Here is a 21,074-nt window from a genome sequence, read left to right as displayed (position 1 = left end):
CGCGCCGCCGAACGCCGCCCATCTGTGATGGGTGGCCGGACCCGCTTGCGGGGGTTCACGGCGTTCCCGGAAGGGGGACCACGCCGAGACGCGGCCCGGATGGAGGATCCTTCGTCCGCCGTTACCCCGAACCCGATGGACCTTTTTTTACCGCCACCGGGCGCCTATCATCGAATCCCGTTATCGAGAACGCCGCCGCTACCATGTCGTTACCGTTCAGCCGCGAAGAAATCCTGCAGCACTGGAAGCCCCTCAACTGGGAAGCCTTCGACCCGCTGGACGAGACCAGCCAGCGCTACGCGCACTATTACGGCATCGATTTCGACGCCCGCCTGCCGGAGCTGGAGCACGGCTTCGGCTATTTCGAAGCCGCCGGCCACACCATCAGCGTGCACGCCTGGCGGCCCGTCGCTCCGCGCGGCACGGTGCTGATCTGCCACGGCTACTTTGATCACGTCGGGTTGTACCGGCATGTCATCGGCCATGTGCTGCAGCTCGGCTACGCGGTGCTCGCCTACGATTTGCCCGGCCACGGCCTGAGCTCCGGCCCCCGGGCCGCCATCGACGATTTCCGCATTTACCGGGAAGTACTGGAACAATGCCTGTCCCTGGCCGAAAACCATCTGCCGCGTCCCTGGCACGTGATTGGCCAGAGCACGGGCGGCGCCATCGTCATGGACTACCTGCTGCACCATGGCTTCGACGCCGACAGCAGCCCCTTTGAGCAGATCATCCTGCTGGCGCCGCTGGTGCGGCCTTTCAAATGGGGCGTGGCGCGCTGGCTGCACACCCTGGTGCGGCCGTTCGCCCGCTCCATCAAACGGGTGTTCACGGTCAATTCCGGCGATCCGGACTTCCTCGATTTCCTGGAGAATAAGGACCCGCTCCAGGAACGCCGCCTGCCGGCTCGCTGGGTGACCGCCCTGAAACGCTGGATTCCCGGCTTCGAAGCCGCGGACCGGGTCAAGATCTCGCCGGTGGTGATCCAGGGCGACCAGGACGAAACCGTGGACTGGCGCCACAATCTGCAGGTGATTCGCAATAAATTCGAGGATCCGGAGATTCACATGCTGGCCGGCGCGCGCCATCATCTGGCCAATGAGCACGGTGACTACCGCCAGCGCATCTTCGCCCTGATCGACCGTTATCTGGCATGAACCCTTCGCGTCGTCGTGACTTCACGGCGACCACACTGACCGAAATGTCCGGGAGCCGGGCCATGAGGATCAAAGCACTGTTCACCACCCTGCTCGTCGCCACCGCGCTGGCCGGCCCGCCGGCCCGGGCGGTCGATGACGAGATACCGCCGGACAACCGCCCGCCCCGCCTGGAAACAAACCGTGACGCCACCGAGACCCTGCGCCAGCGTGGCCGGGACCAGGCCGGCGAGCACCGTCGTATCATGCGCGAGCGCATGGATCGCCTGGACAGCGACGCGCGCGATCGCAATGACCGGGTCAGAGAGCGCTCACAGCGTGCCTTCGACGGCTTCGGCGCGGGCGCCGATCGCTAAGCCGGGCCGCTATTTTGGGCGGTGCATTGTCACCACCCGGTCACTATACTGGTGGGGGATCGTTTGGACCCCGATCGATAGGGATCGAAAAATAACGAAGGAGAGAACCATGAAAAAAACCGTACTGATTTCCGCTTTGCTGGGCGTTTCCGGTGCTCTGATGGCACCCGCCGCCCTGGCACAGCAGACCAATGTTGATCGCCAGGAAAACATCAAGGAAGAGTACCAGAAGGCCATGGAGGCTCAGCGCGAGGCCAAGGAAAAGGGCATGTCCGACACCGGCACCGGCCCGGATTACTCCGAGGGCCGCAAGAAGCTCGACTCCGAAGGCAACATCAGCGAGGAATATCGCAAGGCCATGGAAGCCAAGCGTGAAGCCGCGGAGAAGAAGATGGACGGCGCTGAACGTAAATCCAAGGATTATCTGGAACAGCGCGAGAAGATCGACTCCAGCGATAACATCAAGGAGGAATACCGCAAGGCCATGGGCGAGGATAAAGACTGATTCGCCGGTCAGCGGTAACAGAAAAGGGGCCCCGAGGGGCCCCTTTTTCGTTGCTGGAAGGTTATTCCTGGATCGACACGCTCTGATAACTCAGGTTGATGCCTCCTACCGGAATGTTCAGGTTCACCTTGCCGCCTTCCAGCTCGGAGAGTTTGATCTCCAGGCTCACCTGCTTGGGCTCCTGGTTTTCCAGGGCGATGAACAGACGGCCATCGGGCAGGAAGTCCAGGGTGCCTTCCAGGGTGATGTCGTCGATCGGCAGGCTCTTCACGTTGTGATCCAGGCCCAGCGGCAGAGACAGGGCCGGCGCGTCGAACAACAGGTCGAAGCGGATCACGAAGCGCGGCGGATCGCCGGCGGTCGGGTTGTCGCCGGGCAGGATATAACCCACCGGCGCCTTGGTCCGATTGCCGTTCTCATCGGGCTCGTAGCGCACCCGCATGATGTTCGGGCCGGTGGCGGTGTCGATGGGCACCAGGCCCAGGTTGCCCACCTGGCCGAGCACCGGTTCCTCAAGGCCGAGAATATCCAGCACGTCGCCCAGGGTGGTGACCAGACCGTTGAGCAGGCCGCCCACCAGCGGCACGGTTTCCAGGGTGGTGCCGCCGTCGGTGGTGTCCAGGTCCAGGCCGATCACGGCGGTGGCGTCCAGGTTCGTGAGCGCCACCGTGGTCGGATAGATGCGCACCGCCACGCCGCCCTGGCCCCGGGTGATTTCCTCGGGCAGGTCCGGGTCCGGATCATAGCCGAGAATATCGGTGTTCAGCGCGCCGGCGATGTACAGCAACCGCTGGGCATCGCAATCGGTCTGCTCGCCGTCCTCGTAAGGCGGTGCGCCGCCGAAACCACAGCCGGTATTGGCGGCCACCACCAGGCCCTCGCCGGAGCCGTTGGGGCCGTCCACGTCCGGACGGATGCGGGTGGCGTTGGAGGGCGTCGGCACGCTGTTGTCGGTGATCGGCGATTCGCCGTCATCCACCGCGAAGTTGCTGTTCACGTCCACGCTGGGCAGGTTGTTGAGCTCCTGGAACACATCCAGGTTGGCCGGCGCGCCACGGAACACGATGTCCATGTCCGGGCCGCCGGTTTCCCGGTCGCCGCCCAGCAGCGGAGCGGTTTGCAGCGGCAGGCCCGCCTCCGAGCAGATGGCGCCGGCGCCGCAACCGCTTTCCTGGGAACCCAGGGTGTAGCGGTACAGGCCGCCCACTTCCCACGGGTCCCTGGGCAGGAAGGTGAGCGCCCGGGTTTCCCGTTGCAGCACGCCGGGCACCGGCTCCAGGCAGGTACCGTTCTGGTCGATGCGCTCCACGCGCACGCTGCCGTCGCCGCAGGTCTGGCCCAGGGTCAGGCTGGCCGGGTCCATGTTCTGGGAGAAACGCACCCGGATCGGCCGGTTGCGGGGCAGGGCATCGATGGGCAGCGTGTCCAGCACTACCTGCTCACTGTCGGAGCTGGAGGACAGGCACACACCCTGGCTGCCCTGGCCGTTGAAAGCGTTCAGGTCGATGTCGTCGGAGCTGGCGCAGGGGAAGCCCGGGTACACCACCATGGCGAAGGGGCCGCGCAGCACGCTGTCGCCGCCCGCGCTCTCCACGTATTCCGGCAGTGAGAAGGTCAGGGTATCGCCGCCCTCGATGCGGTTGATGGGCTGCAGGGGATTGCCGGACAGGTCGGTGATGCCGCTGGTGGCGGTCACTGCGTACTGCACGCCGAAGTTGACCGGGTCCTCCGGGGTGATCACCAGGGCGTTGCCGTTCAGGTACCAGGAAAATGGCTCGCTGGCGCCGCCCTTGGTCAGGCGCAGGGTGTCGCCGGGCACGATGCTGAGCGGGTCCAGGGTTTCGTCGAATTGCAGCACCACCGGTTCGCCGGGCACCATGCGGTCGGCCACCAGGCCAGGCTGCCAGGACAGGCGCAGCTGGCCGTCCTGGGTCACCGCCTGCAATTGCGGGCCGGTGGTGTCCTCGATCGGCGCCGGCGCGGAGGTCTGGTCCAGGTAGGACGCCATGCGGAAGCTGAGCAGGCCGTAGCTGGTCTCCACGCCCAGCACTCTCGGTTCCACCACGGTGAGGGCGTCCACGGTGAGCCGGCCGTCGATCACTCGGGCACGGCCGATCAGCTCCAGGTGCATCAGGTTCTGGGTGAAGGCGCCATTGGCACGGGCGTCGGCGGTGGTGGTGGCCAGATCCATGAACAGGCGCAGGTAGCGGCTGGCGTCGTCCCGCCGAGACAGCGGGTTGGGGTAGAGATAGCCGGTGGCGTCGGTGATCATCTCCACGGTCACGTCGCCGGAGTTGAAGCCCACCGGCACTTCGCCACCGATGATCACCTCCAGGGCATCGCCGATCAGCCGTGAACCCCGCGCCACGCGCAGCGGCGTCACCAGCGGGAAGTTCGGTTGGAAGGCCAGTTCACCGAACACATTGCCGGTCTGCTTGGAGGCGGTCTGGTCCGCCAGGATGGTGCCCTTCACCGGCACGCAGTTGATCGGGGTGCCGGTCAACGGCGAGGTGAGCACATCCTGATCCAGACAGCTCTTGTCCGGGTCCGCCGCCGGCACCTCGGTGACCAGCAGCGACCGCTCGCCGAGCGGCGACGTGGTATCACGGGGCGTCACCTCCCGCTCGAAGCGGTCGATGGTCTCGTCGAAGCGGCTTTTCAGCCCATCCACGATCAGTGTGTAGGTGTCGCCGGGCGTCATGTCCTGCAGCGGGTCCACGGTGATGGCGTTGCCCTGGGCGACCAGCACCGCCGGCACCAGCTCGCCGCCACGGGTCAGCCGGATGGTGTCGCCATAGACGGCGCTGCTCTGATCCAGCGGGTGACTGGTGCGTAGCCGGAAAGCGGAGAAGTCCATGGTCTGGAACTGCTGGTCGTCCGGAAACACGGAGGCGATCTCGAACGCCGCGCTTTCCTGCTGCTGACGCACCGGGCCCTGCACGGCGGCCCGGGTGGTGAAGTCCAGGGTGCCGCCGGGTGGCACCACGTCCTGATCATCGATGACGATGTCCCGGAGCTCCACGGTGTAATCGGTGATCGGCGCCAGTGCCGAGGTGGGCGCGAGCACCACGCCACGGCCGTTATCCACGGAGCGCAGCTGGAAGTCCACCGCGTTGCCGTCGTCGTCCAGGAACTGGAAGTTGGCCGGCGTCACCGCCACCGGGTTGGCGAAGCTGAACACCACCGGCGCGTTCGGCGCGATGTCGGTCTGGCCGTCCGCCGGATAGGAGAAGAACAGCGCGTCGCTGCTGCTTTCCGGGGCGCGTGGTACCGCGCCACCACCACCGCCGCCGCCGCTGCCGCCGCAGCCCGTCAGCGCCAGGGTGACGCTCAGTGTTGCTGTCACGAGATAAGGACGCATGGAACACCTCTTATTGGAGTTATTGCTTCATATGCAATTCATAAAGCAAAAACGGGGTGCCCTGCCGTATGAAAAAGGTTGGAAAGCGTTCGCTGAGCAGCGGGAAATTTGCCGAACGTAGTCTTGGGTTGCGGAACGTAACGGCGCGGTTAAGGGTGGGCCGGCCGGGTAACCCGCGGTCCACCGGGAGGGTGCGCGAGGGTCAAGGCCGGGTGGCTCAATAAACCGATACGCCGCCGCCCTCGCCCACCAGCACCACGTCCGCCGGGCGGCGGGCGAACAGGCCGTTGGTGACCACGCCGGTAATATTGTTGAGAGTGGTTTCCAGCTCGATGGGGTTGAGGATGTCCAGGTTGTGCACATCGAGGATCAGATTGCCGTTGTCGGTGATAAAGCCGTCCCGGTATTCCGGGCGCCCGCCCAGGGCCACCAGCTTGCGCGCCACGTAGGAGCGCGCCATGGGGATCACCTCCACCGGCAGCGGGAAGCGGCCCAGGCGCTCCACCTTCTTGGAGCCGTCGACGATGCACACGAATTCCCGTGCCGCCGCGGCGACGATTTTCTCCCGGGTGAGCGCGCCGCCGCCGCCCTTGATCATTTCGCGATGGGCGTTGACCTCGTCCGCGCCATCCACGTACACCGGCAGGGTGCCCACGTCGTTGAGCTCCAGCACCGCGATGCCGTGGCCGCGCAGACGCTCGGCGGTGGCCTCGGAGCTGGCCACGGCACCGACGATACGGTCCTTCATGGCCGCCAGACCGTCGATGAAGTGGTTGGCGGTGGAGCCGGTGCCCACGCCCACTACCTCACCCTCCGGCACGTAGCGCAGTGCCGCTTCGGCCACCTGTTTTTTGAGCGCGTCCTGATCCATGCGATCCATCCTCGTTGCGACGGCGGGATTATACGGCCCGGGAGCCGCCGCTCCAATGGACGCTCCCGCCCTTGGGCCCGTAAACTAGCGCTTTTACCCTTCCGGACTTTCCATGCCTGCGATGCTTGATCAATACGTGAAACGGATTCTCCAATCCCGCGTCTACGACGTGGCCCATGAAACCCCGATCCATGCCGCGCCGCTGATTTCCAAGCGCATTGGCAACCGGGTGTTGCTCAAGCGGGAGGATCTGCAGCCGGTGTTCTCGTTCAAGCTGCGCGGCGCCTACAACAAGCTGGCGGCGCTCACCGACGCCCAGCGCGAACGTGGCGTGATCTGCGCGTCCGCCGGCAATCACGCCCAGGGCCTGGCCCTGGCCGCCAGCGCCATGGGCGTGCGCGCGGTGATCGTGATGCCGCGCACCACGCCGGAGATCAAGGTCAAATCCGTGCGTCAGCGCGGTGGCAAGGTGGTGCTCCACGGCGACGGCTTCGACGAAGCCCTGGCCCACGCCACGAAGCTGGAAGAGAAGGAAGGCCTGACCTTCGTGCACCCCTACGATGATCCGGACGTGATCGCCGGCCAGGGCACGGTGGGCATGGAGATCCTGCGCCAGCAAAGCCGCGACCTGGATGCCATCTTCATTCCGGTGGGCGGCGGCGGCCTGGCCGCCGGCGTGGCCGCCTACGTGAAGTACGTACGACCGGATGTGAAGATCATCGCCGTGGAACCGGAAGACGCCGCCTGTCTGAAGGCCGCCCTGGAGCGCAAGCGCCGGGTCACCTTGTCGGAGGTGGGTCTGTTCGCCGACGGCGTGGCGGTCAAGCAGATCGGCAAGGAAACCTACCGGGTGCTGAAGGACACCGTGGACGAGGTGATCACCGCCACCACCGATGAGATCTGCGCCGCGATCAAGGATTCCTTCGAGGATACCCGGGCGGTGTGCGAGCCCGCCGGTGCCCTGGCCCTGGCCGGCCTGAAGAACTGGGTGCACAAGCATGGCGCGGAAAACCAGACGCTGGTGGCGATCCAGAGCGGTGCCAATGTGAACTTCGACCGCCTGCGCCACATCTCCGAGCGTTCGGAGGTGGGCGAGCAGCGCGAGGCGATCCTGGCGGTGACGATCCCCGAGAAACCGGGCGCCTACCGCAATTTCCTGCAGGTGGTGGGCCGCCGTGGCATCACCGAGTTCAACTACCGCTATGCCGGCGAGCATGAGGCCAATATCTTCGTCGGTATTCAGATCCGTCCGGGTGGCACGGACCTTGCTCCCCTGTTGGAGGAGCTGCGCGAGGCCGGCTATCCGGTGGTGGACATGACCGGCAACGAGATGGCCAAGCTGCACATCCGCCATATGGTGGGCGGCCACACTTCGCGGCAGGACCTGGACGAGATGCTGTTCCGGGTGGAGTTTCCAGAGCGCCCGGGCGCCCTGCTGAAGTTCCTGCTGTCGCTGGGGCAGAAGTGGAATATCAGCCTGTTTCACTATCGCAACCACGGTGCCGCTTACGGTCGGGTGCTGGTGGGGTTCCAGGTTCCGTTCGGGGAGCGGGGCAACCTGCGCAAGGACCTCAAGAAGGTGCCGTACCCGATGGTCGAGGAAAGCGACAACCCGGCCTATCGGCTGTTTTTGAACTAAGGTCGGGCGGTTCTGTCCGACCCTTCAGAACCGCCGGCGGCTCGGCGCGGGTAAGCACGAAATTGCCGTGAAAAACCCGTGATCTTTGTGAGTTGGCCGGGGGTTTTGTTAAGAAGCGTGAGCATTGCCCTCTAACTGCTTGACTTTATTGAGGGTTGCTGTTGAATTTTGACACCGTTCTCATTCTGTTACGAAAAAAATGCCGTACCATCGTGAGTCTTTCGTCCGATATGGACACAGGGGATGCGGGAAATTCCGCGCCGACCCGGCCCGACCGGGTCCCATAAAGCGGAATTCCGTTGTTTTCGTCGTACCGAGCCAAGGGGCCCCTATGGTGCCCGGCCTTGAATTTTGGGGATTTGCAGCACAATGAAGAAAAAGCCCGACGCCCTCGTCGTTCTTGCTTTTGTATTCGCTATCGGGGTTCTGGTCAGCACGCTGACCCATGGCGGCAATGATACCGATCTGGAACGGTTCGCCAACTCGGCGGGCGTCAAGGTCAGCGTCAGCCGGTAACCCGCTCAGTCCGTAATCACACGGTCCAGCGCTTGGTCCCAGGCGGCATTCGCCAGGTGGTCGAGACGCTGGAACCGGAACGCCACGCCCACCAGCAGGGGGCGCCGGGGTCGGCGCGCCAGATCGGCCAGCGCGCGGTCATAGAAGCCGCCGCCCATGCCCAGGCGGTGGCCGCGATCATCGAAGCCCACCAGTGGCACCAGCATCATATCCAGCGCCCAGGCCGCCCGGGCCCGCTCCCGTCGGCGCGGCTCGCCGATGCCGAAGCGGTTGGCGCGCAGCCGCCGCTCCACCCGCCACAGCCGGAACTGCATGTGTCCCCGATGCACCCGGTCCAGCGCCGGCAGGTACAGCCGGGCCCTTTCGAATCGCTCCGCCGCCAGCCCCGGTAACGGGTCCAGCTCGCCGTCCCCGGCCAGATACAACGCCACCTCGGTGAACCGCCTCGGGCCCAGGGCCCGGGACAGATTGCGCGCGAAGCGCCGCTGCGCCTGGCGTCGCTGGCCGGCGCTCAGCGCCCGGCGTCGCGCGCGCAGTTCACGTCGCAGAGAGGCTCTTGAAGGGTTGGAATCGCTCATCAAGGAAGGACAATCCGTGCAGCGTGCAGCGTGCAGCGTGCAGCGTGCAGCGTGCAGCGTGCAGCGTGCAGCTTGAATAAAGCGTGCTCCCCGAACCGCCGCTGCGGGTGTGGCCCTTGAACCGAAAGGTTCAAGGCGGAGACCTCAGGCTAATGCCCTCAGGCTTTCCGCTCGCGGGCGGACATGCACACAGGCACGCCAATTTGATCCCCTTGGGGTAAAGCATCGGCTCAGGGACATAACCCGTCTGGCGCACGGTCCAGGGAACACTTGGGAGCGAGTATAACAGGGCGGGCGTGGCGGGTCAGGGCTTGACAGGCGCTTGCGAATGGCCTTCCTCGAAGGCGCGGATCTCGTTTTCCAGACGGTTGAGCAGGGCTTCCACCCGGGCGTCGCTGTCCGGGTCGTTATCCAGCCGTTCGCGGGCTTCCAGCAGCTCATGGCTCATGTTGAGCGCGGCCATGATGGCGATGCGCTCCAGGCCGATCACATTGGCCTGACGGACCTCGCGCATCTGATCGTCCAGGTAGCGGGCGGCGCGCAGCAGGTTGTCCTGGGCGCCGGGCGGGCAGGCGACCCGGTATTCCTTGTCGAGCAGGTGGATGACCAGGGAGCTGTCGCTGCTCATGAGTCCTCCTGCTCCAGGGAACGAAGACGGGTTATGATGGCCTCCACGCGGCTTTTCGCCAGGTCGTTTTTCTTGATCAACTGGGTGCGTTCGTCGAGCAGACGGGTCTCGCGTTCACGCAGCAGGCGGTTTTCCTGGCGCAGGTGCGCGGAAATCCGCAGCAACTCGTCCACGCGGGCTTCCAGTTGCCGGAGTTGTTGGTCCGTCGTCATGGCAAATTGGTCGCTGTTCGCCTAAGGTTAAGCCCCCGATCCGGGCCTGATTTCGCCGCCATTGACGGCTTTTTGTACTATAGGTGGGGCCCTGGTAAGGGTCAACGAAATTCCAAGGCGCAAGAGACACTTAGCGCCGTTTCCGTAAAGAGTGGCTGAACATTCCCATGCCCGATCTGCCCGATTTTGATCACCTCGTCCGCGCCGCCTCCGACGCTGGCGTGGCGGTCTCCCCCAGTGAACTGCACGGCGTTGTTTGCGGACTGCTGGCCACCGGCCAGGGCCTGAACGACGCCGCTCTGCTCGGCACCCTGGCCGCTCACGCGGAACAACCCCAGGGTCTGTCGCCGGATCTCGCCGGCGACTTGATACGTTGCCGCGACGCCGCCAGCGAAGGCTACGCCGACACCGGCCTGGAGCTGGATCTGCTGCTGCCCGACGATGAAGACGACCTGGGTCTGCGCGTGGCCGCCCTGGGCCAGTGGGCCGAGGGCTTCCTGGTGGGGTTTGGCACCGGCGCCGCCGGCATCAACGACAGCCAGCTTTCCCCCGGCGTCCAGGAGGCCCTCTCCGACCTGTCCGCGATCAGCCAGGTGAGCACGCCGGAGGAAGACGGCGAGGAAGAGCAGCGCATGCTTGAGCAGGTCACCGAGCACTGCCGCATGGCGGCGATGATGATCTACACCGACCTGGTCATGAAGCCCGCCGCCCACGACACCGGCGGCGACACCAACACCAACCCGCCCACGCGGCACTAAGCCGGAGCCCCCATGAGTATTGGTCTCGAGGAATTCCAGCAACGCCGGGCGGAGCTGATGGCGCAGATGGAGCCCAACAGCATCGCCATTCTCGCCGCCGCGCCGGAACGCACCCGCAACCGGGACGTGGAACACCCCTACCGCCAGGACAGTGACTTCTGGTACCTGAGTGGCTTCCCCGAGCCGGAGGCGGTGATGGTGCTGCTGCCCGGTCGCGAGCACGGTGAGTACGTGCTGTTTTGCCGCGAGCGCGACCGCGCCCGGGAAATCTGGAACGGCTACCGGGCCGGTCCGGAAGGGGCGGTGGCCGACTACGGCGCCGACGACGCCTTCCCCATCAACGACATCGACGACATCCTGCCGGGCCTGGTGGAAGGCCGGAACCGGGTCTACTACGACCTGGGTCGCGACGCCGACTTCGACCGCCGCCTGATGGGCTGGGTCAACGCCATCCGCGAGCGGGTGCGTACCGGCGCCCAGCCCCCCGGCGAGTTCGTCGCCCTGTCCCACCTGCTGCACGACCTGCGCCTGTTCAAGAGCAAGGCGGAGGCGGACCTGATGCGCCGTGCCGGTCGCATTTCCGCCGGCGCCCATGTGCGCGCCATGAAGGCGGTGCGCCCGGGCATGTACGAGTACCAGCTGGAAGCGGAGTACCTGCACGAGTTCATGATCCATGGCGCCCGCAGCCCGGCCTATCCGAGCATCGTCGGCGGTGGCGCCAACGGCTGCGTGCTGCACTACATCGAGAACAACGCCGAACTGAAGGACGGCGACCTGGTGCTGATCGACGCCGGCTGCGAATTGGAAAACTACGCCTCGGACATCACCCGTACCTTCCCGGTGAACGGCACCTTCAGCGCCGAGCAACGCGCTCTTTACGAACTGGTGCTGCGCTCCCAGTACGCCGCCATCGAGGCGACCCACCCGGACAACCACTGGAACGTGCCCCATGAAATCGTGGTGCGCATCCTTACCGAGGGGCTGGTGGAACTGGGCTTGCTCAGTGGCAAGGTGGACGACCTGATCGAGGAAATGGCCTACCAGCGTTTCTACATGCACCGCACCGGCCACTGGCTGGGGCTGGATGTACATGACGTGGGCGATTACCGGGTCGGTGGTGAATGGCGCCAACTGGAACCGGGCATGACCCTCACCGTGGAGCCGGGCCTTTACATCGCCCCGGACGACGAAACGGTGGACGAACGCTGGCGCGGCATCGGCATCCGCATCGAGGACGACGTGCTGGTCACCGAGAACGGCTGCGAGGTGCTCACCGCTGACGTGCCCAAGGACATCGACGACATCGAAGCCCTGATGCGCGAGGCGCGGGCATGAAAGGGGCGGCGCCGCTGATCGTTGGCGGCGGCATGGCCGGCGCGGCGCTGGCGTTGCTGTTGCGCCACCATGGCGCGCCGGCGGTGACCCTGGTGGAGAGCCATGAAATCCGCGCCGGCGAGCCGCCGGACACGCCCAGCTTCGACGCCCGCAGCACCGCCTTGTCCGCCGGCAGCCTGACGATCCTGGAACGCCTGGGGCTGCTGGACGCGGTGCTGGAGCGCGCCGCCGGCATCGACACCGTGCACGTGTCGCGCCGCGAGCGGCTCGGCATCACCCGGCTCAACGCCGCCGAGCACGCCTTGCCGCGCCTCGGTGCCGTGGTCGAGAACCGCTGGTTCGGGCATGTGCTGCTGCGCGCCGTGGAAGCGGACCCGGCCATCGAGTTGTGTGCTCCGGCGTCGGTCACCGCCATCGCCCGGGAGAGTGACGGTTACCGGGTCACCCTGGACGGCGAGGAGCGGCTGACGCCGCTGCTGGTCGCTGCCGACGGTGCCCGCTCCCGAACCCGGGAGTGGCTGGGCATCAGCGCCCGCCACCAGGACCTGGGCCAGGACGCCCTGATCGCCAACATCGGTTTGGCGGAGCCGCACCATGGCGTGGCCTTCGAGCGCTTTCTCGACGACGGCCCGCTGGCCCTGCTGCCCCTGCCGGACGACCGCATGGCGCTGGTCTGGACCGGGCCCCGGGAGCAGGTGGATGGCTGGATGGCCCTGGACGACGACGCCTTCCTGGCCGCCCTGCGCCAACGGGTGGGCGCCGCCATGCCCCGGCTGGCCCGGGCCGGCGAGCGCCAACGCTACCCGCTGATTCTCACCGAGGCCTGCGCCCAGGCGGTGCCCTTCGCGGCGGTGGTGGGCAACGCCGCCCACACCCTGCACCCGGTGGCCGGCCAGGGCTTCAACCTGACATTCCGGGATCTGGCCCTGCTCGCCGAGCGGGTTGGCGGCCGGCCGAACCCCGGGCGCCTGGCCCTGCTGGAGCAATGGGCCGCCGACCGGCGCCGGGACCAGGCCGACATCGCCCGTGCCTCGCGCTGGGTGCCGGAACTGTTCCGGGTGCGCAATCCGCTGTTCGCCCACACCCGCCAGCTCGGCCTGCTGGCCCTGGACCTGCTGCCCGGCGCCCGCAAAAACTTCGCCCGCCGCGCCATGGGGCTATGAGAGAAAACACCATGAAGGAATCCTCCCACACCGACATCCTGATCATCGGCGGCGGCATGGCCGGCGGGCTGCAGGCCCTGCTGTTGACGGATAAGAGCCTGGCGGAGCAGGGCTTCACGGTGCGCGTGCTGGATGGCGCTCCGGCGCCGGCCTGGCCGGAGGGCGAGCCGGCGGCGCGGGTTTCCACCCTCAGCGAGGCCAGTCACTGGCTCCTGCGCCACGCCGGCGCCTGGGAGCGGCTGCGTCCGGAGCGGGTGCAGGGCTATACCGCCATGCGCGTATGGGACCAGGACGGCACCGGCGAGGTGGCGTTCGACGCTCGCGACGCCGGCGCCGAGTATCTGGGCTGGTTGCTGGAGAACGATCATCTTACCGCCGCCCTGTACGCCGCCGCCGGCGAGCGCGACAACCTGGACTGGCAATGCGGCAAGGCGGCCACGGCGATCCGCCGGGAAGGCGGTCGCTGGCGGGTGGAGGCCGGCGGAGACACCTTCACCGCCGACCTGCTGATCGGGGCCGACGGCGCCCGCTCCCGGGTTCGCGAGCTCGCCGGCATCCCCGGCGGCCCCCGGAACACCGGCCACCATGCCCTGGTGGCCACCATCGATACGGAATTGCCCCATGGCGGCTGCGCCCGCCAGGTGTTCATGGACTCCGGGCCGCTGGCCCTGCTGCCCCTGTTCAGCGCACAGGAAGGCGGCCCGGGCCAGCAGTGTTCCATCGTCTGGTCCGCCTGGCCGGAGCGGGTGGAGGAACTGATGGCCCTGGACGACGACGCCTTCGGCGCCGCCCTCACCCGGGCCACCGGCGCCGCCCTGGGCCAGGCCCGGGTGCGCGGCCGCCGGGCCGTGTTCCCGATCCAGGAACGCCACGCCAGCGCCTACGTGGGCCCGGGCCTGGCGCTGATCGGCGACGCCGCCCACGTGATTCACCCGCTGGCCGGGCAGGGCATCAACCTGGGCTTTCTGGACGCGGCGGTGCTGGCGGAGGAACTGGGTCGGGCCCGGCAGGCCGGCCTGCCGGTCACCGAGCCGGCGGTGCTGGCCCGTTACCAGCGCCGCCGCCGCGCCGACAATCTGGTGATGCAGAACGCCATGCGCGGCTTCAAGCTGCTGTTTGAGCGCCAGGAATTGCCGGTGCGCTGGCTGCGCAACAGCGGTTTGAACCTGGTCAACCGGCTGGCCCCGGCCCGGCATGCCTTCATGCACCGGGCCCTGGGCCGCGCCGGCGACCTGCCCCGCACCGCGACGGCGGCAGGGACGCGCTGACAGGCGGCACAGCGCGCTTGCGCGCAACACGCTTACACGCAACACGCAACACGCAATACGCAACACGCTTGCACGCTAAACCCTTTGGCTGGGCGCGTCGGGGTGTTTCCTGCCCGGCAGAAAACACGCCATGCCTTTCCGCGCCGGGTTTAGCGTGTTGCGTGCAAGCGTGTTGCGTGTAAGCGCCCAACCTCACCCCGCCGCGCGCACTTCCCTTAGCTTCTCCACCGCCTGGCGCGAAATCGGCGTCAGGTCCTCGCCGCCGTCGTCGGCGTAGGCGATGATCTGCTCCTTCATGGCCCGCGCCCAGAACTTCTGCAGGTGCGTGGCCACCTTGTCGGCGGCCTGCTGGTCGGTGGCGCCGTGCATGTTGGCGCTGATCTGGTTGACCATTTTCACCAGTTGCTCGAGACCCTGTCCGCTCATGCTTGCTCCCTCATGGCCGCGCCCTCACTTGCCCATCGGCGCCGGTTCGTCGACGGTGGCGTCGGCCCCGGCGTTTTCCAGGTAGTCCTTCTGACGGCGGTCGAAGTCCTGGAAGTTTTGCTGCCACTGGGACGGCTGCGACACCTTCTCCACCTGCACCGCCGTGACCTTGTACTCGGGGCAGTTGGTGGCCCAGTCGGAGCTGTCCGTGGTGATCACGTTGGCGCCGCTGCCGGGATGGTGGAAGGTGGTGTAGACCACGCCGGGCTGCATGCGGTCGCTGATGCGGCAGCGCAGCACCGTGTGGCCCACGCGGCTGGACACGCCCAGCCAGTCGCCGTCGCGGATGCCGCGCAGCTCGGCGTCGCTGGGATGGATCTCCAGCACGTCCTCGTCGTGCCACTGGCTGTTGGCGGTGCGCCGGGTCTGCGCGCCCACGTTGTACTGGCTGAGAATACGGCCGGTGGTGAGCAGCAGTGGGAAGCGCCGGGTGGTGCGTTCCTCGGTGGGCACGTACTCGGTGACCGCGAAGTGGCCCTTGCCGATCGGGAAGTCCACCTCGTGCATGGTCGGCGTGCCGTCCGGGTGCTCGTCATTGCAGGGCCACTGGATGCTGCCCTGTTCCTCCAGCCGGGCATAGCTGACGCCGGTGAAGGTGGGCGTGAGCAGGGCGATCTCGTCCATGATCTCGGACGGGTGCGAATAATTCATCGGGTAGCCCAGGGCGTTGGCCAGCTCCTGGGTCACTTCCCAGTCTTCCTTGCCGGCCACCGGCGGCATCACCTTGCGTACCCGGTTGATGCGCCGTTCCGCGTTGGTGAAGGTGCCGTTCTTCTCCAGGAAGGTGGAGCCCGGCAGCAGCACGTGGGCGTACTTGGCGGTTTCGTTGAGGAAGATGTCCTGCACGATCAGGCAGTCCAGGCTGGTCAGCGCCGCCTGCACATGCTGGGTGTTGGGGTCGGACTGGGCGATGTCCTCGCCCTGCACGTACAGCGCCTTGAAGGTACCGGCGATGGCCGAGTCGAACATGTTGGGAATGCGCAGGCCCGGCTCGTCGTCGATCTTCACCTTCCACACCGCCTCGAAGCGGTCGCGCACCGCCGGGTCGGCCACGTGCTGGTAGCCCGGCAGTTCGTGGGGGAAGGAGCCCATGTCGCAGGAGCCCTGCACGTTGTTCTGGCCGCGCAGCGGGTTCACGCCCACGCCTTCGCGGCCGATGTTGCCGGTGGCCATGGCCAGGTTGGCGATGCCCATCACCATGGTGGAACCCTGGCTGTGCTCGGTGACACCCAGGCCGTAGTAGATGGCGCCGTTGTGCACCTCGGCGTAGGCGCGGGCCGCCTCGCGGACTTTTTCGGCGGCCACGCCGGTGACCGCTTCCAGGGCTTCCGGCGAATTGCGCTCTTCCAGAATGAAGTCGCGCCACGCCTGGTAGGCACCGGACTCGCAGCGCGCCTCGATAAAGGCTTTGTCTTCCAGGCCCTCGGACACCACCACGTGGGCCAGGGAATTGATCAGCGCCACGTTGGTACCCGGGCGCAGCGGCAGGTGCAGCATGCGCCCGCCGTGGGGCGTTTTCAGCAGGTCGATGCGGCGCGGGTCGGCGACGATCAGGGTGGCGCCCTGGCGCAGCCGGCGGCGCATTTGCGAGCCGAACACCGGGTGCGCGTCGGTGGGGTTGGCGCCGATCACCAGAATGGTGTCCGCCTTCATCACCGAATCGAAGGTCTGGGTGCCGGCGGATTCGCCCAGGGTGGTTTTCAGGCCGAAGCCGGTGGGCGAATGGCACACCCGCGCGCAGGTGTCGGTGTTGTTGTTGCCGAAGGCGGCGCGAATCAGCTTCTGCACCAGGTAGGTTTCCTCGTTGGTGCAGCGCGAGGAGGTGATGCCACCGATGCTTTCGCGACCGTACTTCGCCTGGATCTCCTTGAGGCGCCGGGCGGAGAATTGAATCGCCTCTTCCCAGGATACTTCCCGCCACGGCTCGTTGATGGAGTCGCGGATCATCGGCGTCTTGATGCGGTCCTTGTGGGTGGCGTAGCCGAAGGCGAAGCGGCCTTTCACGCAGGAGTGGCCGTGGTTCGCGTCGCCGCCCTTGTAGGGCACCATGCGCACCAGCTGGTCGCCTTTCATCTCCGCCTTGAACGAGCAGCCCACGCCGCAGTAGGCGCAGGTGGTGACCACGCTGTGCTCCGGCACGCCCTGGTCGATCACGCTCTTTTCCATCAGCGTGGAAGTGGGGCAGGCCTGCACGCAGGCGCCGCAGGACACGCACTCCGAGTCCATGAAGTCCTCGTCCTGCCCGGCGGCCACCTTGGAGTCGAAGCCGCGGCCGTCGATGGTCAGGGCGAAGGTGCCCTGCACTTCCTCGCAGGCGCGCACGCAGCGCGAGCAGACGATGCACTTGCTGGCGTCGAAGCTGAAATAGGGGTTGGAGTCGTCGGTGGGGGCGTCCAGATGGTTGGCGCCGTCGAAACCGTAGCGCACCTCGCGCAGGCCCACCGCGCCGGCCATGTCCTGCAGCTCGCAGTCACCGTTGGCCGGGCAGGTCAGGCAATCCAGCGGGTGGTCGGAGATGTACAGCTCCATGATGTTGCGGCGCAGCTTGGCCAGCTTGCCGTTCTGGGTGGTCACGTCCATGCCTTCCGCCACCGGCGTGGTGCAGGAGGCCGGGTAACCGCGCCGGCCCTCGATCCGCACCGCGCACAGCCGGCAGGAGCCGAACGCCTCCAGGTTATCGGTGGCGCACAGCTTGGGAATGGTGATGCCGGCCAGGGCGGCGGCGCGCATCACCGAGGTGCCTTCCGGCACGCTGATCTCCAGGCCGTCGATGGTCAGGGCCACCTGCTGTTCGGACAGCCGGGCTGGCGTGCCCAGATCCTGGTTGGGATCGGGGCGATGCTGGCTGGGATCGTAATAATTCAACATGGCGCACCTCCACGGGAGCGGGTCAGGTCGTCCGGGAAATGTTTGAGTACGCTCTGCACCGGGAACGGCGTCATGCCGCCCATGGCGCACAGGGAACCGTCCACCATGGTTTCGCAGAGCTCGGAAAGCAGTTCGAGGTTGGCATCGCGGTCCTCACCGGCGCGCAGGCGGTCGATCACCTCCACGCCGCGCACCGAGCCGATCCGGCAGGGCGTGCACTTGCCGCAGGACTCCACGGTGCAGAATTCCATGGCGAAGCGGGCCTGCTCGCCCATGTCCACGCTGTCGTCGAACATCACCACGCCACCGTGGCCCACCACCCCGCCGAAGGCGGCGAAGGCTTCGTAATCAATGGGGCTGTCCCACTGGCTCTCCGGCAGGTAGGCGCCCAGCGGGCCGCCCACCTGCACCGCCTTCAGCGGTCGACCGCTGAGCGTGCCGCCGCCGAACGTCTCCATCAGGGTGCGCAGGGTGGTGCCGAAGGCCAGCTCCACCAGGCCGCCGCGCTTCACGTTGCCGGCCAGTTGCAGGGCCAGGGTGCCCAGGGAGCGGCCCTGGCCGTAGTCGGCGTAGGTCTGGCCGCCCTGGTCGAGGATGAACGGCACCGCCGCCAGGGACAGCACGTTGTTGACCACCGTGGGCCGACCGAACAGGCCCTGGATGGCGGGCAGCGGCGGCTTGGCGCGCACCATGCCCCGTTTGCCTTCCAGGCTGTCCAGCAGGGAAGTTTCCTCGCCGCAGATGTAGGCGCCGGCGCCCAGCCGCACTTCCAGATCGAAGTGCCGGCCGCTGCCGAGAATGTTCTCGCCCAGATAGCCCGCCGCGTAGGCGCGCCGCAGGGCTTCATTGAAGATTTTCTGTGCCAGCGGGTACTCCGAGCGCAGGTAGATGTAGCCCTGGGTGGCGCCCACCGCCAGGCCGGCGATGGTCATGCCCTCGATCAGCATGTACGGGTCGCACTCCATCACCAGCCGGTCGGCGAAGGTGCCGGAGTCGCCTTCGTCCGCGTTGCAGACGATGTACTTCTGGCCCGGCGGTTCGTCGTGCACCGTCTGCCATTTGATGGCGGTGGGGAAGGCGGCGCCGCCCCGGCCGCGCAGGCCGGAGGCTTTGACCTCGTCGATGATGCCCTGGCCGTCGAGAGTGAGCGCTTTCTTCAAGCCCTCGAAACCGCGCAGGCCGGTGTAGTCGTCCAGGGACAGCGGATCGGTGATGCCGATGCGCGAGAAGGTCAGGCGCTGCTGATTCTTCAGGTAGGGGATGTCCTCGGTGAGGCCCAGGGCGAGTTCATGCTCCTGGCCGCCTTCGAACAGGCCCGCTTCCACCAGCGCCGGCACGTCCTCGGGCGTCACCGGGCCGTAGGCCACGCGGCCTGCCGGCGTGGCCACTTCCACCAGCGGCTCCAGCCAGAACAGGCCCCGGGAGCCGTTGCGCACCAGCTTCAGTTCCACGCCGCGCTCGGTGGCGGCTTGCTCGATGCGCGCCGCCACCGGGTCGGCGCCCAGGGACAAAGCGGTGGTGTCACGGGGTACGTAGACGGTGACGGTCATGGCTTCATCCCTCCCCGCAGGCTTACCACGCTGGTGGTGAGTTCCTCCACCAGGGCGTCGAAGCGCGCCGGGGTCACCCGGCCGTGCACATCGTCGCCCACCCGGATGGACGGGCCGCAGGCGCAGTTGCCCAGGCAGTACACCGGCTCCAGGGTGAATTCGTTGTCCGCGCTGGTCTGGTGGTAGTCCACCCCCAGGCTGGTCTTGGCGTGGGCTTCCAGAGCGCGGGCGCCCACCGCCTGGCAGGCTTCCGCGCGGCACACCTGGATCACGCGGCGACCGGCGGGGTGGGTGCGGAAGTGGTGGTAGAAACTGATGATGCCGTGCACCTCGGCGCGGGTGCGGCGCAGGCCTTCGGCGATGATGGGCACGGCGGCATCGGGAATGTAGCCGAGGCGATCCTGGATCGCGTGCAGAATGGGCAGCATGGCGCCGGGCTGGTCCTTGAGGGAGTCCACGGCTTGCTGGATTTGCTCCGGCTGGCTCTGTGGCTGGTCATCCGGCGGTGGCGTGGACAGCCCTTCCGCGGACGGGTTATTGTGCTTATACATATGAATAACCGATCCTAAATTTTTGTCGCTCTCACAGCGTGACCCTTGAAATTAACACTCCCGATAACCCCAATAAATATGAACGACAATGCCTAAAAAGAAGCTCCACATCACCCCGGCCTGGGTGTTTCGCACCGACCAGGGCGAGCTGTTCGAGCCGGTTATTTTCCGCCTGCTCAACGGCGTCCATGAATCCGGCAAGCTTACCCAGGCCGCCAAGGCGGCGGGCATTTCCTACCGCCACGCCTGGAACCTGCTCAATCGGGCCGCCGACTTCTTCGGCCTGCCCCTGGTGGAGATGCGTAAAGGGCAGGGCACCCGGTTGTCCGCCCTGGGCGAAAAACTGCTGTGGTCCGAGCAGCGGGTGAAGGCGCGGCTGGGGCCCCAGCTCGACAGCCTGGCCTCGGAACTCAACACCCAGTTACAACAATTGTTGGCCGGCGAGCATCCGGTGCTGCGCCTGCACGCCAGCCATGGCTACGCGGTGGCGCTGCTGCCGGAGTTTTCCGACCGGGTGGAACTGGATCTGCAGTACACCAACCCGGCCCACGCCCTGGACATCCTGGCGCGGGGCGAATCCGACCTGGCCAGCTTCCACTTCCCGGCCAGCCCGAGGCGGGCGGAGCGCATCATGGCCCTGTATCAGGACCAGCTCGATCTGGACAACCTGCGGGTGATCCGTTTCGTGACCCGGGAGCAGGGCCTGATGGTGCGCGCGGATAGCGAACGTCGCTTCGAGGGGCTGGCGGACCTGGCCGATCCTTCGGTGCGGTTCATCAACCGGGACCGGCACTCCGGCACCCGCACCCTGTTCAACCTGATGCTGGAAGAGCAGGGCGTGGACCCGGCGGCGATCCACGACACCGACCAGGAGGAGTTCACCCACACCGCGGTGGCCGCCTACGTGGCCGCCGGCATGGCCGATGCCGGCTTCGGCGTGGAAGCGGCGGCGCGCCAGTTCGGCCTGGGTTTCGTCAACCTGGCCACCGAGCATTACCTGCTGGTGTGCCACCGGGACCGCCTGGAGAACCACAACATGCGCCAGCTATTGGCGCTGATGCGCTCGCCGGACTTCCTCGCCGAGATCGACCGGCTGCCCGGCTACGCGCCGGACCGCTGCGGGGAGATCTGTACCTTCGAGGAGCTGCTCGCCAGCGACCGGGCCGAATAGCCCGGCCCGGCCGGATCGCGACTAAAGTCGCTCCTTGTGTCTCTCCGCAGGGAGATGATTAGCTACCATCCCCTGTCAGCCCGGTGGCAACCCGAGTCGCT

19 protein-coding genes and 1 other RNA gene are annotated in these 21,074 nt (G+C 66.8%); 10 read left to right on the top strand and 10 right to left on the bottom strand.

The features are described 5' to 3' along the window. Positions 1 to 203 precede the first annotated feature (203 nt). The 3 genes from ACLD02_RS19330 to ACLD02_RS19320 all read left to right on the top strand — a co-directional run bounded on the left by ACLD02_RS19330 (position 204) and on the right by ACLD02_RS19320 (position 2,018). Positions 204 to 1,157 (top strand): alpha/beta hydrolase, encoded by a 954-nt coding sequence (locus tag ACLD02_RS19330; RefSeq protein ID WP_203105560.1) that lies wholly within the window; start codon positions 204 to 206, stop codon positions 1,155 to 1,157. 62 nt (positions 1,158 to 1,219) lie between these two features. After that, positions 1,220 to 1,513, top strand: coding sequence for a hypothetical protein (locus tag ACLD02_RS19325; protein ID WP_410299430.1), 294 nt, complete (start codon positions 1,220 to 1,222; stop codon positions 1,511 to 1,513). Positions 1,514 to 1,622: 109 nt separating this feature from the next. Next, positions 1,623 to 2,018, top strand: a complete 396-nt coding sequence (locus ACLD02_RS19320; RefSeq protein WP_203105562.1) for a hypothetical protein — start codon at positions 1,623 to 1,625, stop codon at positions 2,016 to 2,018. A gap of 61 nt (positions 2,019 to 2,079) precedes the next feature. Here the strand turns inward: ACLD02_RS19320 and ACLD02_RS19315 are convergent, their stop codons facing one another. Both ACLD02_RS19315 and rpiA read right to left on the bottom strand, forming a co-directional pair. Continuing rightward, positions 2,080 to 5,379 carry an Ig-like domain-containing protein gene (locus ACLD02_RS19315; RefSeq protein ID WP_410299429.1) on the bottom strand — a complete coding sequence of 1,100 codons (3,300 nt, stop codon included), beginning with the start codon at positions 5,377 to 5,379 and terminating at the stop codon, positions 2,080 to 2,082. A gap of 217 nt (positions 5,380 to 5,596) precedes the next feature. Continuing rightward, positions 5,597 to 6,250, bottom strand: coding sequence for a ribose-5-phosphate isomerase RpiA (gene rpiA / locus ACLD02_RS19310; RefSeq protein ID WP_203105564.1), 654 nt, complete (start codon positions 6,248 to 6,250; stop codon positions 5,597 to 5,599). Between the two features lie 121 nt (positions 6,251 to 6,371). On the opposite strand from rpiA, the gene ilvA reads away from it, so the two are divergent. Further along, positions 6,372 to 7,889, top strand: a complete 1,518-nt coding sequence (gene ilvA, locus ACLD02_RS19305) for a threonine ammonia-lyase, biosynthetic (RefSeq protein WP_203105680.1) — start codon at positions 6,372 to 6,374, stop codon at positions 7,887 to 7,889. Between the two features lie 369 nt (positions 7,890 to 8,258). Next, positions 8,259 to 8,405: a hypothetical protein gene (locus tag ACLD02_RS19300; RefSeq protein ID WP_194864132.1), complete on the top strand. Its 147-nt coding sequence runs from the start codon at positions 8,259 to 8,261 to the stop codon at positions 8,403 to 8,405. 5 nt (positions 8,406 to 8,410) lie between these two features. Here ACLD02_RS19300 and ACLD02_RS19295 read toward each other — a convergent pair whose 3' ends face one another. From ACLD02_RS19295 to ACLD02_RS19280, 4 genes are all read right to left on the bottom strand, one after another. Then, positions 8,411 to 8,983: a 5-formyltetrahydrofolate cyclo-ligase gene (locus tag ACLD02_RS19295; protein ID WP_203105565.1), complete on the bottom strand. Its 573-nt coding sequence runs from the start codon at positions 8,981 to 8,983 to the stop codon at positions 8,411 to 8,413. An 83-nt stretch (positions 8,984 to 9,066) separates the two neighbouring features. Further along, positions 9,067 to 9,252: non-coding RNA, 6S RNA (ssrS, locus tag ACLD02_RS19290), on the bottom strand. A 35-nt stretch (positions 9,253 to 9,287) separates the two neighbouring features. Continuing rightward, on the bottom strand, positions 9,288 to 9,611 hold the full coding sequence (locus tag ACLD02_RS19285; RefSeq protein WP_203105566.1) for a cell division protein ZapA: 324 nt from the start codon (positions 9,609 to 9,611) through the stop codon (positions 9,288 to 9,290). After that, positions 9,608 to 9,823, bottom strand: a complete 216-nt coding sequence (locus ACLD02_RS19280) for a TIGR02449 family protein (protein WP_161382493.1) — start codon at positions 9,821 to 9,823, stop codon at positions 9,608 to 9,610. Before ACLD02_RS19280 ends, ACLD02_RS19285 begins: the two co-directional genes overlap by 4 nt. 167 nt (positions 9,824 to 9,990) lie before the next feature. Here ACLD02_RS19280 and ACLD02_RS19275 point away from each other — a divergent pair, with 167 nt between their 5' ends. The 4 genes from ACLD02_RS19275 to ACLD02_RS19260 are packed head-to-tail and all read left to right on the top strand — an operon-like array spanning position 9,991 to position 14,347. Next, positions 9,991 to 10,581, top strand: coding sequence for a UPF0149 family protein (locus ACLD02_RS19275; RefSeq protein ID WP_203105567.1), 591 nt, complete (start codon positions 9,991 to 9,993; stop codon positions 10,579 to 10,581). A 12-nt stretch (positions 10,582 to 10,593) separates the two neighbouring features. After that, complete coding sequence (pepP, locus tag ACLD02_RS19270) at positions 10,594 to 11,916, top strand: Xaa-Pro aminopeptidase (RefSeq protein ID WP_203105568.1); 1,323 nt, start codon at positions 10,594 to 10,596, stop codon at positions 11,914 to 11,916. After that, the gene (locus ACLD02_RS19265) at positions 11,913 to 13,079 is read left to right on the top strand and encodes an FAD-dependent monooxygenase (protein ID WP_410299428.1); all 1,167 of its coding nucleotides are present in this window, start codon (positions 11,913 to 11,915) and stop codon (positions 13,077 to 13,079) included. The genes pepP and ACLD02_RS19265 overlap by 4 nt, the downstream gene beginning before the upstream one ends. 11 nt (positions 13,080 to 13,090) lie before the next feature. Next, positions 13,091 to 14,347, top strand: coding sequence for a UbiH/UbiF/VisC/COQ6 family ubiquinone biosynthesis hydroxylase (locus ACLD02_RS19260; protein WP_410299427.1), 1,257 nt, complete (start codon positions 13,091 to 13,093; stop codon positions 14,345 to 14,347). A gap of 192 nt (positions 14,348 to 14,539) precedes the next feature. On the opposite strand, the gene ACLD02_RS19255 is transcribed toward ACLD02_RS19260, so the two are convergent. The 4 genes from ACLD02_RS19255 to ACLD02_RS19240 are packed head-to-tail and all read right to left on the bottom strand — an operon-like array spanning position 14,540 to position 19,802. Further along, on the bottom strand, positions 14,540 to 14,773 hold the full coding sequence (locus ACLD02_RS19255; protein WP_410299426.1) for a formate dehydrogenase subunit delta: 234 nt from the start codon (positions 14,771 to 14,773) through the stop codon (positions 14,540 to 14,542). 24 nt (positions 14,774 to 14,797) lie between these two features. Further along, a complete protein-coding gene (gene fdhF / locus ACLD02_RS19250) occupies positions 14,798 to 17,701 on the bottom strand; it encodes a formate dehydrogenase subunit alpha (protein ID WP_410299425.1) in 2,904 nt (967 codons plus the stop codon). Next, a complete protein-coding gene (locus ACLD02_RS19245) occupies positions 17,695 to 19,251 on the bottom strand; it encodes a formate dehydrogenase beta subunit (protein ID WP_203105573.1) in 1,557 nt (518 codons plus the stop codon). Before ACLD02_RS19245 ends, fdhF begins: the two co-directional genes overlap by 7 nt. Further along, positions 19,248 to 19,802 carry a formate dehydrogenase subunit gamma gene (locus ACLD02_RS19240; protein WP_203105574.1) on the bottom strand — a complete coding sequence of 185 codons (555 nt, stop codon included), beginning with the start codon at positions 19,800 to 19,802 and terminating at the stop codon, positions 19,248 to 19,250. Before ACLD02_RS19240 ends, ACLD02_RS19245 begins: the two co-directional genes overlap by 4 nt. An 88-nt stretch (positions 19,803 to 19,890) precedes the next feature. Here ACLD02_RS19240 and ACLD02_RS19235 point away from each other — a divergent pair, with 88 nt between their 5' ends. After that, complete coding sequence (locus ACLD02_RS19235) at positions 19,891 to 20,973, top strand: substrate-binding domain-containing protein (protein WP_410299424.1); 1,083 nt, start codon at positions 19,891 to 19,893, stop codon at positions 20,971 to 20,973. Positions 20,974 to 21,074 lie beyond the last annotated feature (101 nt).

Source organism: Alloalcanivorax sp. C16-2 (assembly GCF_046507615.1).
Lineage (GTDB): Bacteria > Pseudomonadota > Gammaproteobacteria > Pseudomonadales > Alcanivoracaceae > Alloalcanivorax > Alloalcanivorax marinus_A.
Note: the sequence above shows the minus strand (reverse complement) of the source record. Positions and strands in the feature narration are given on the sequence as shown.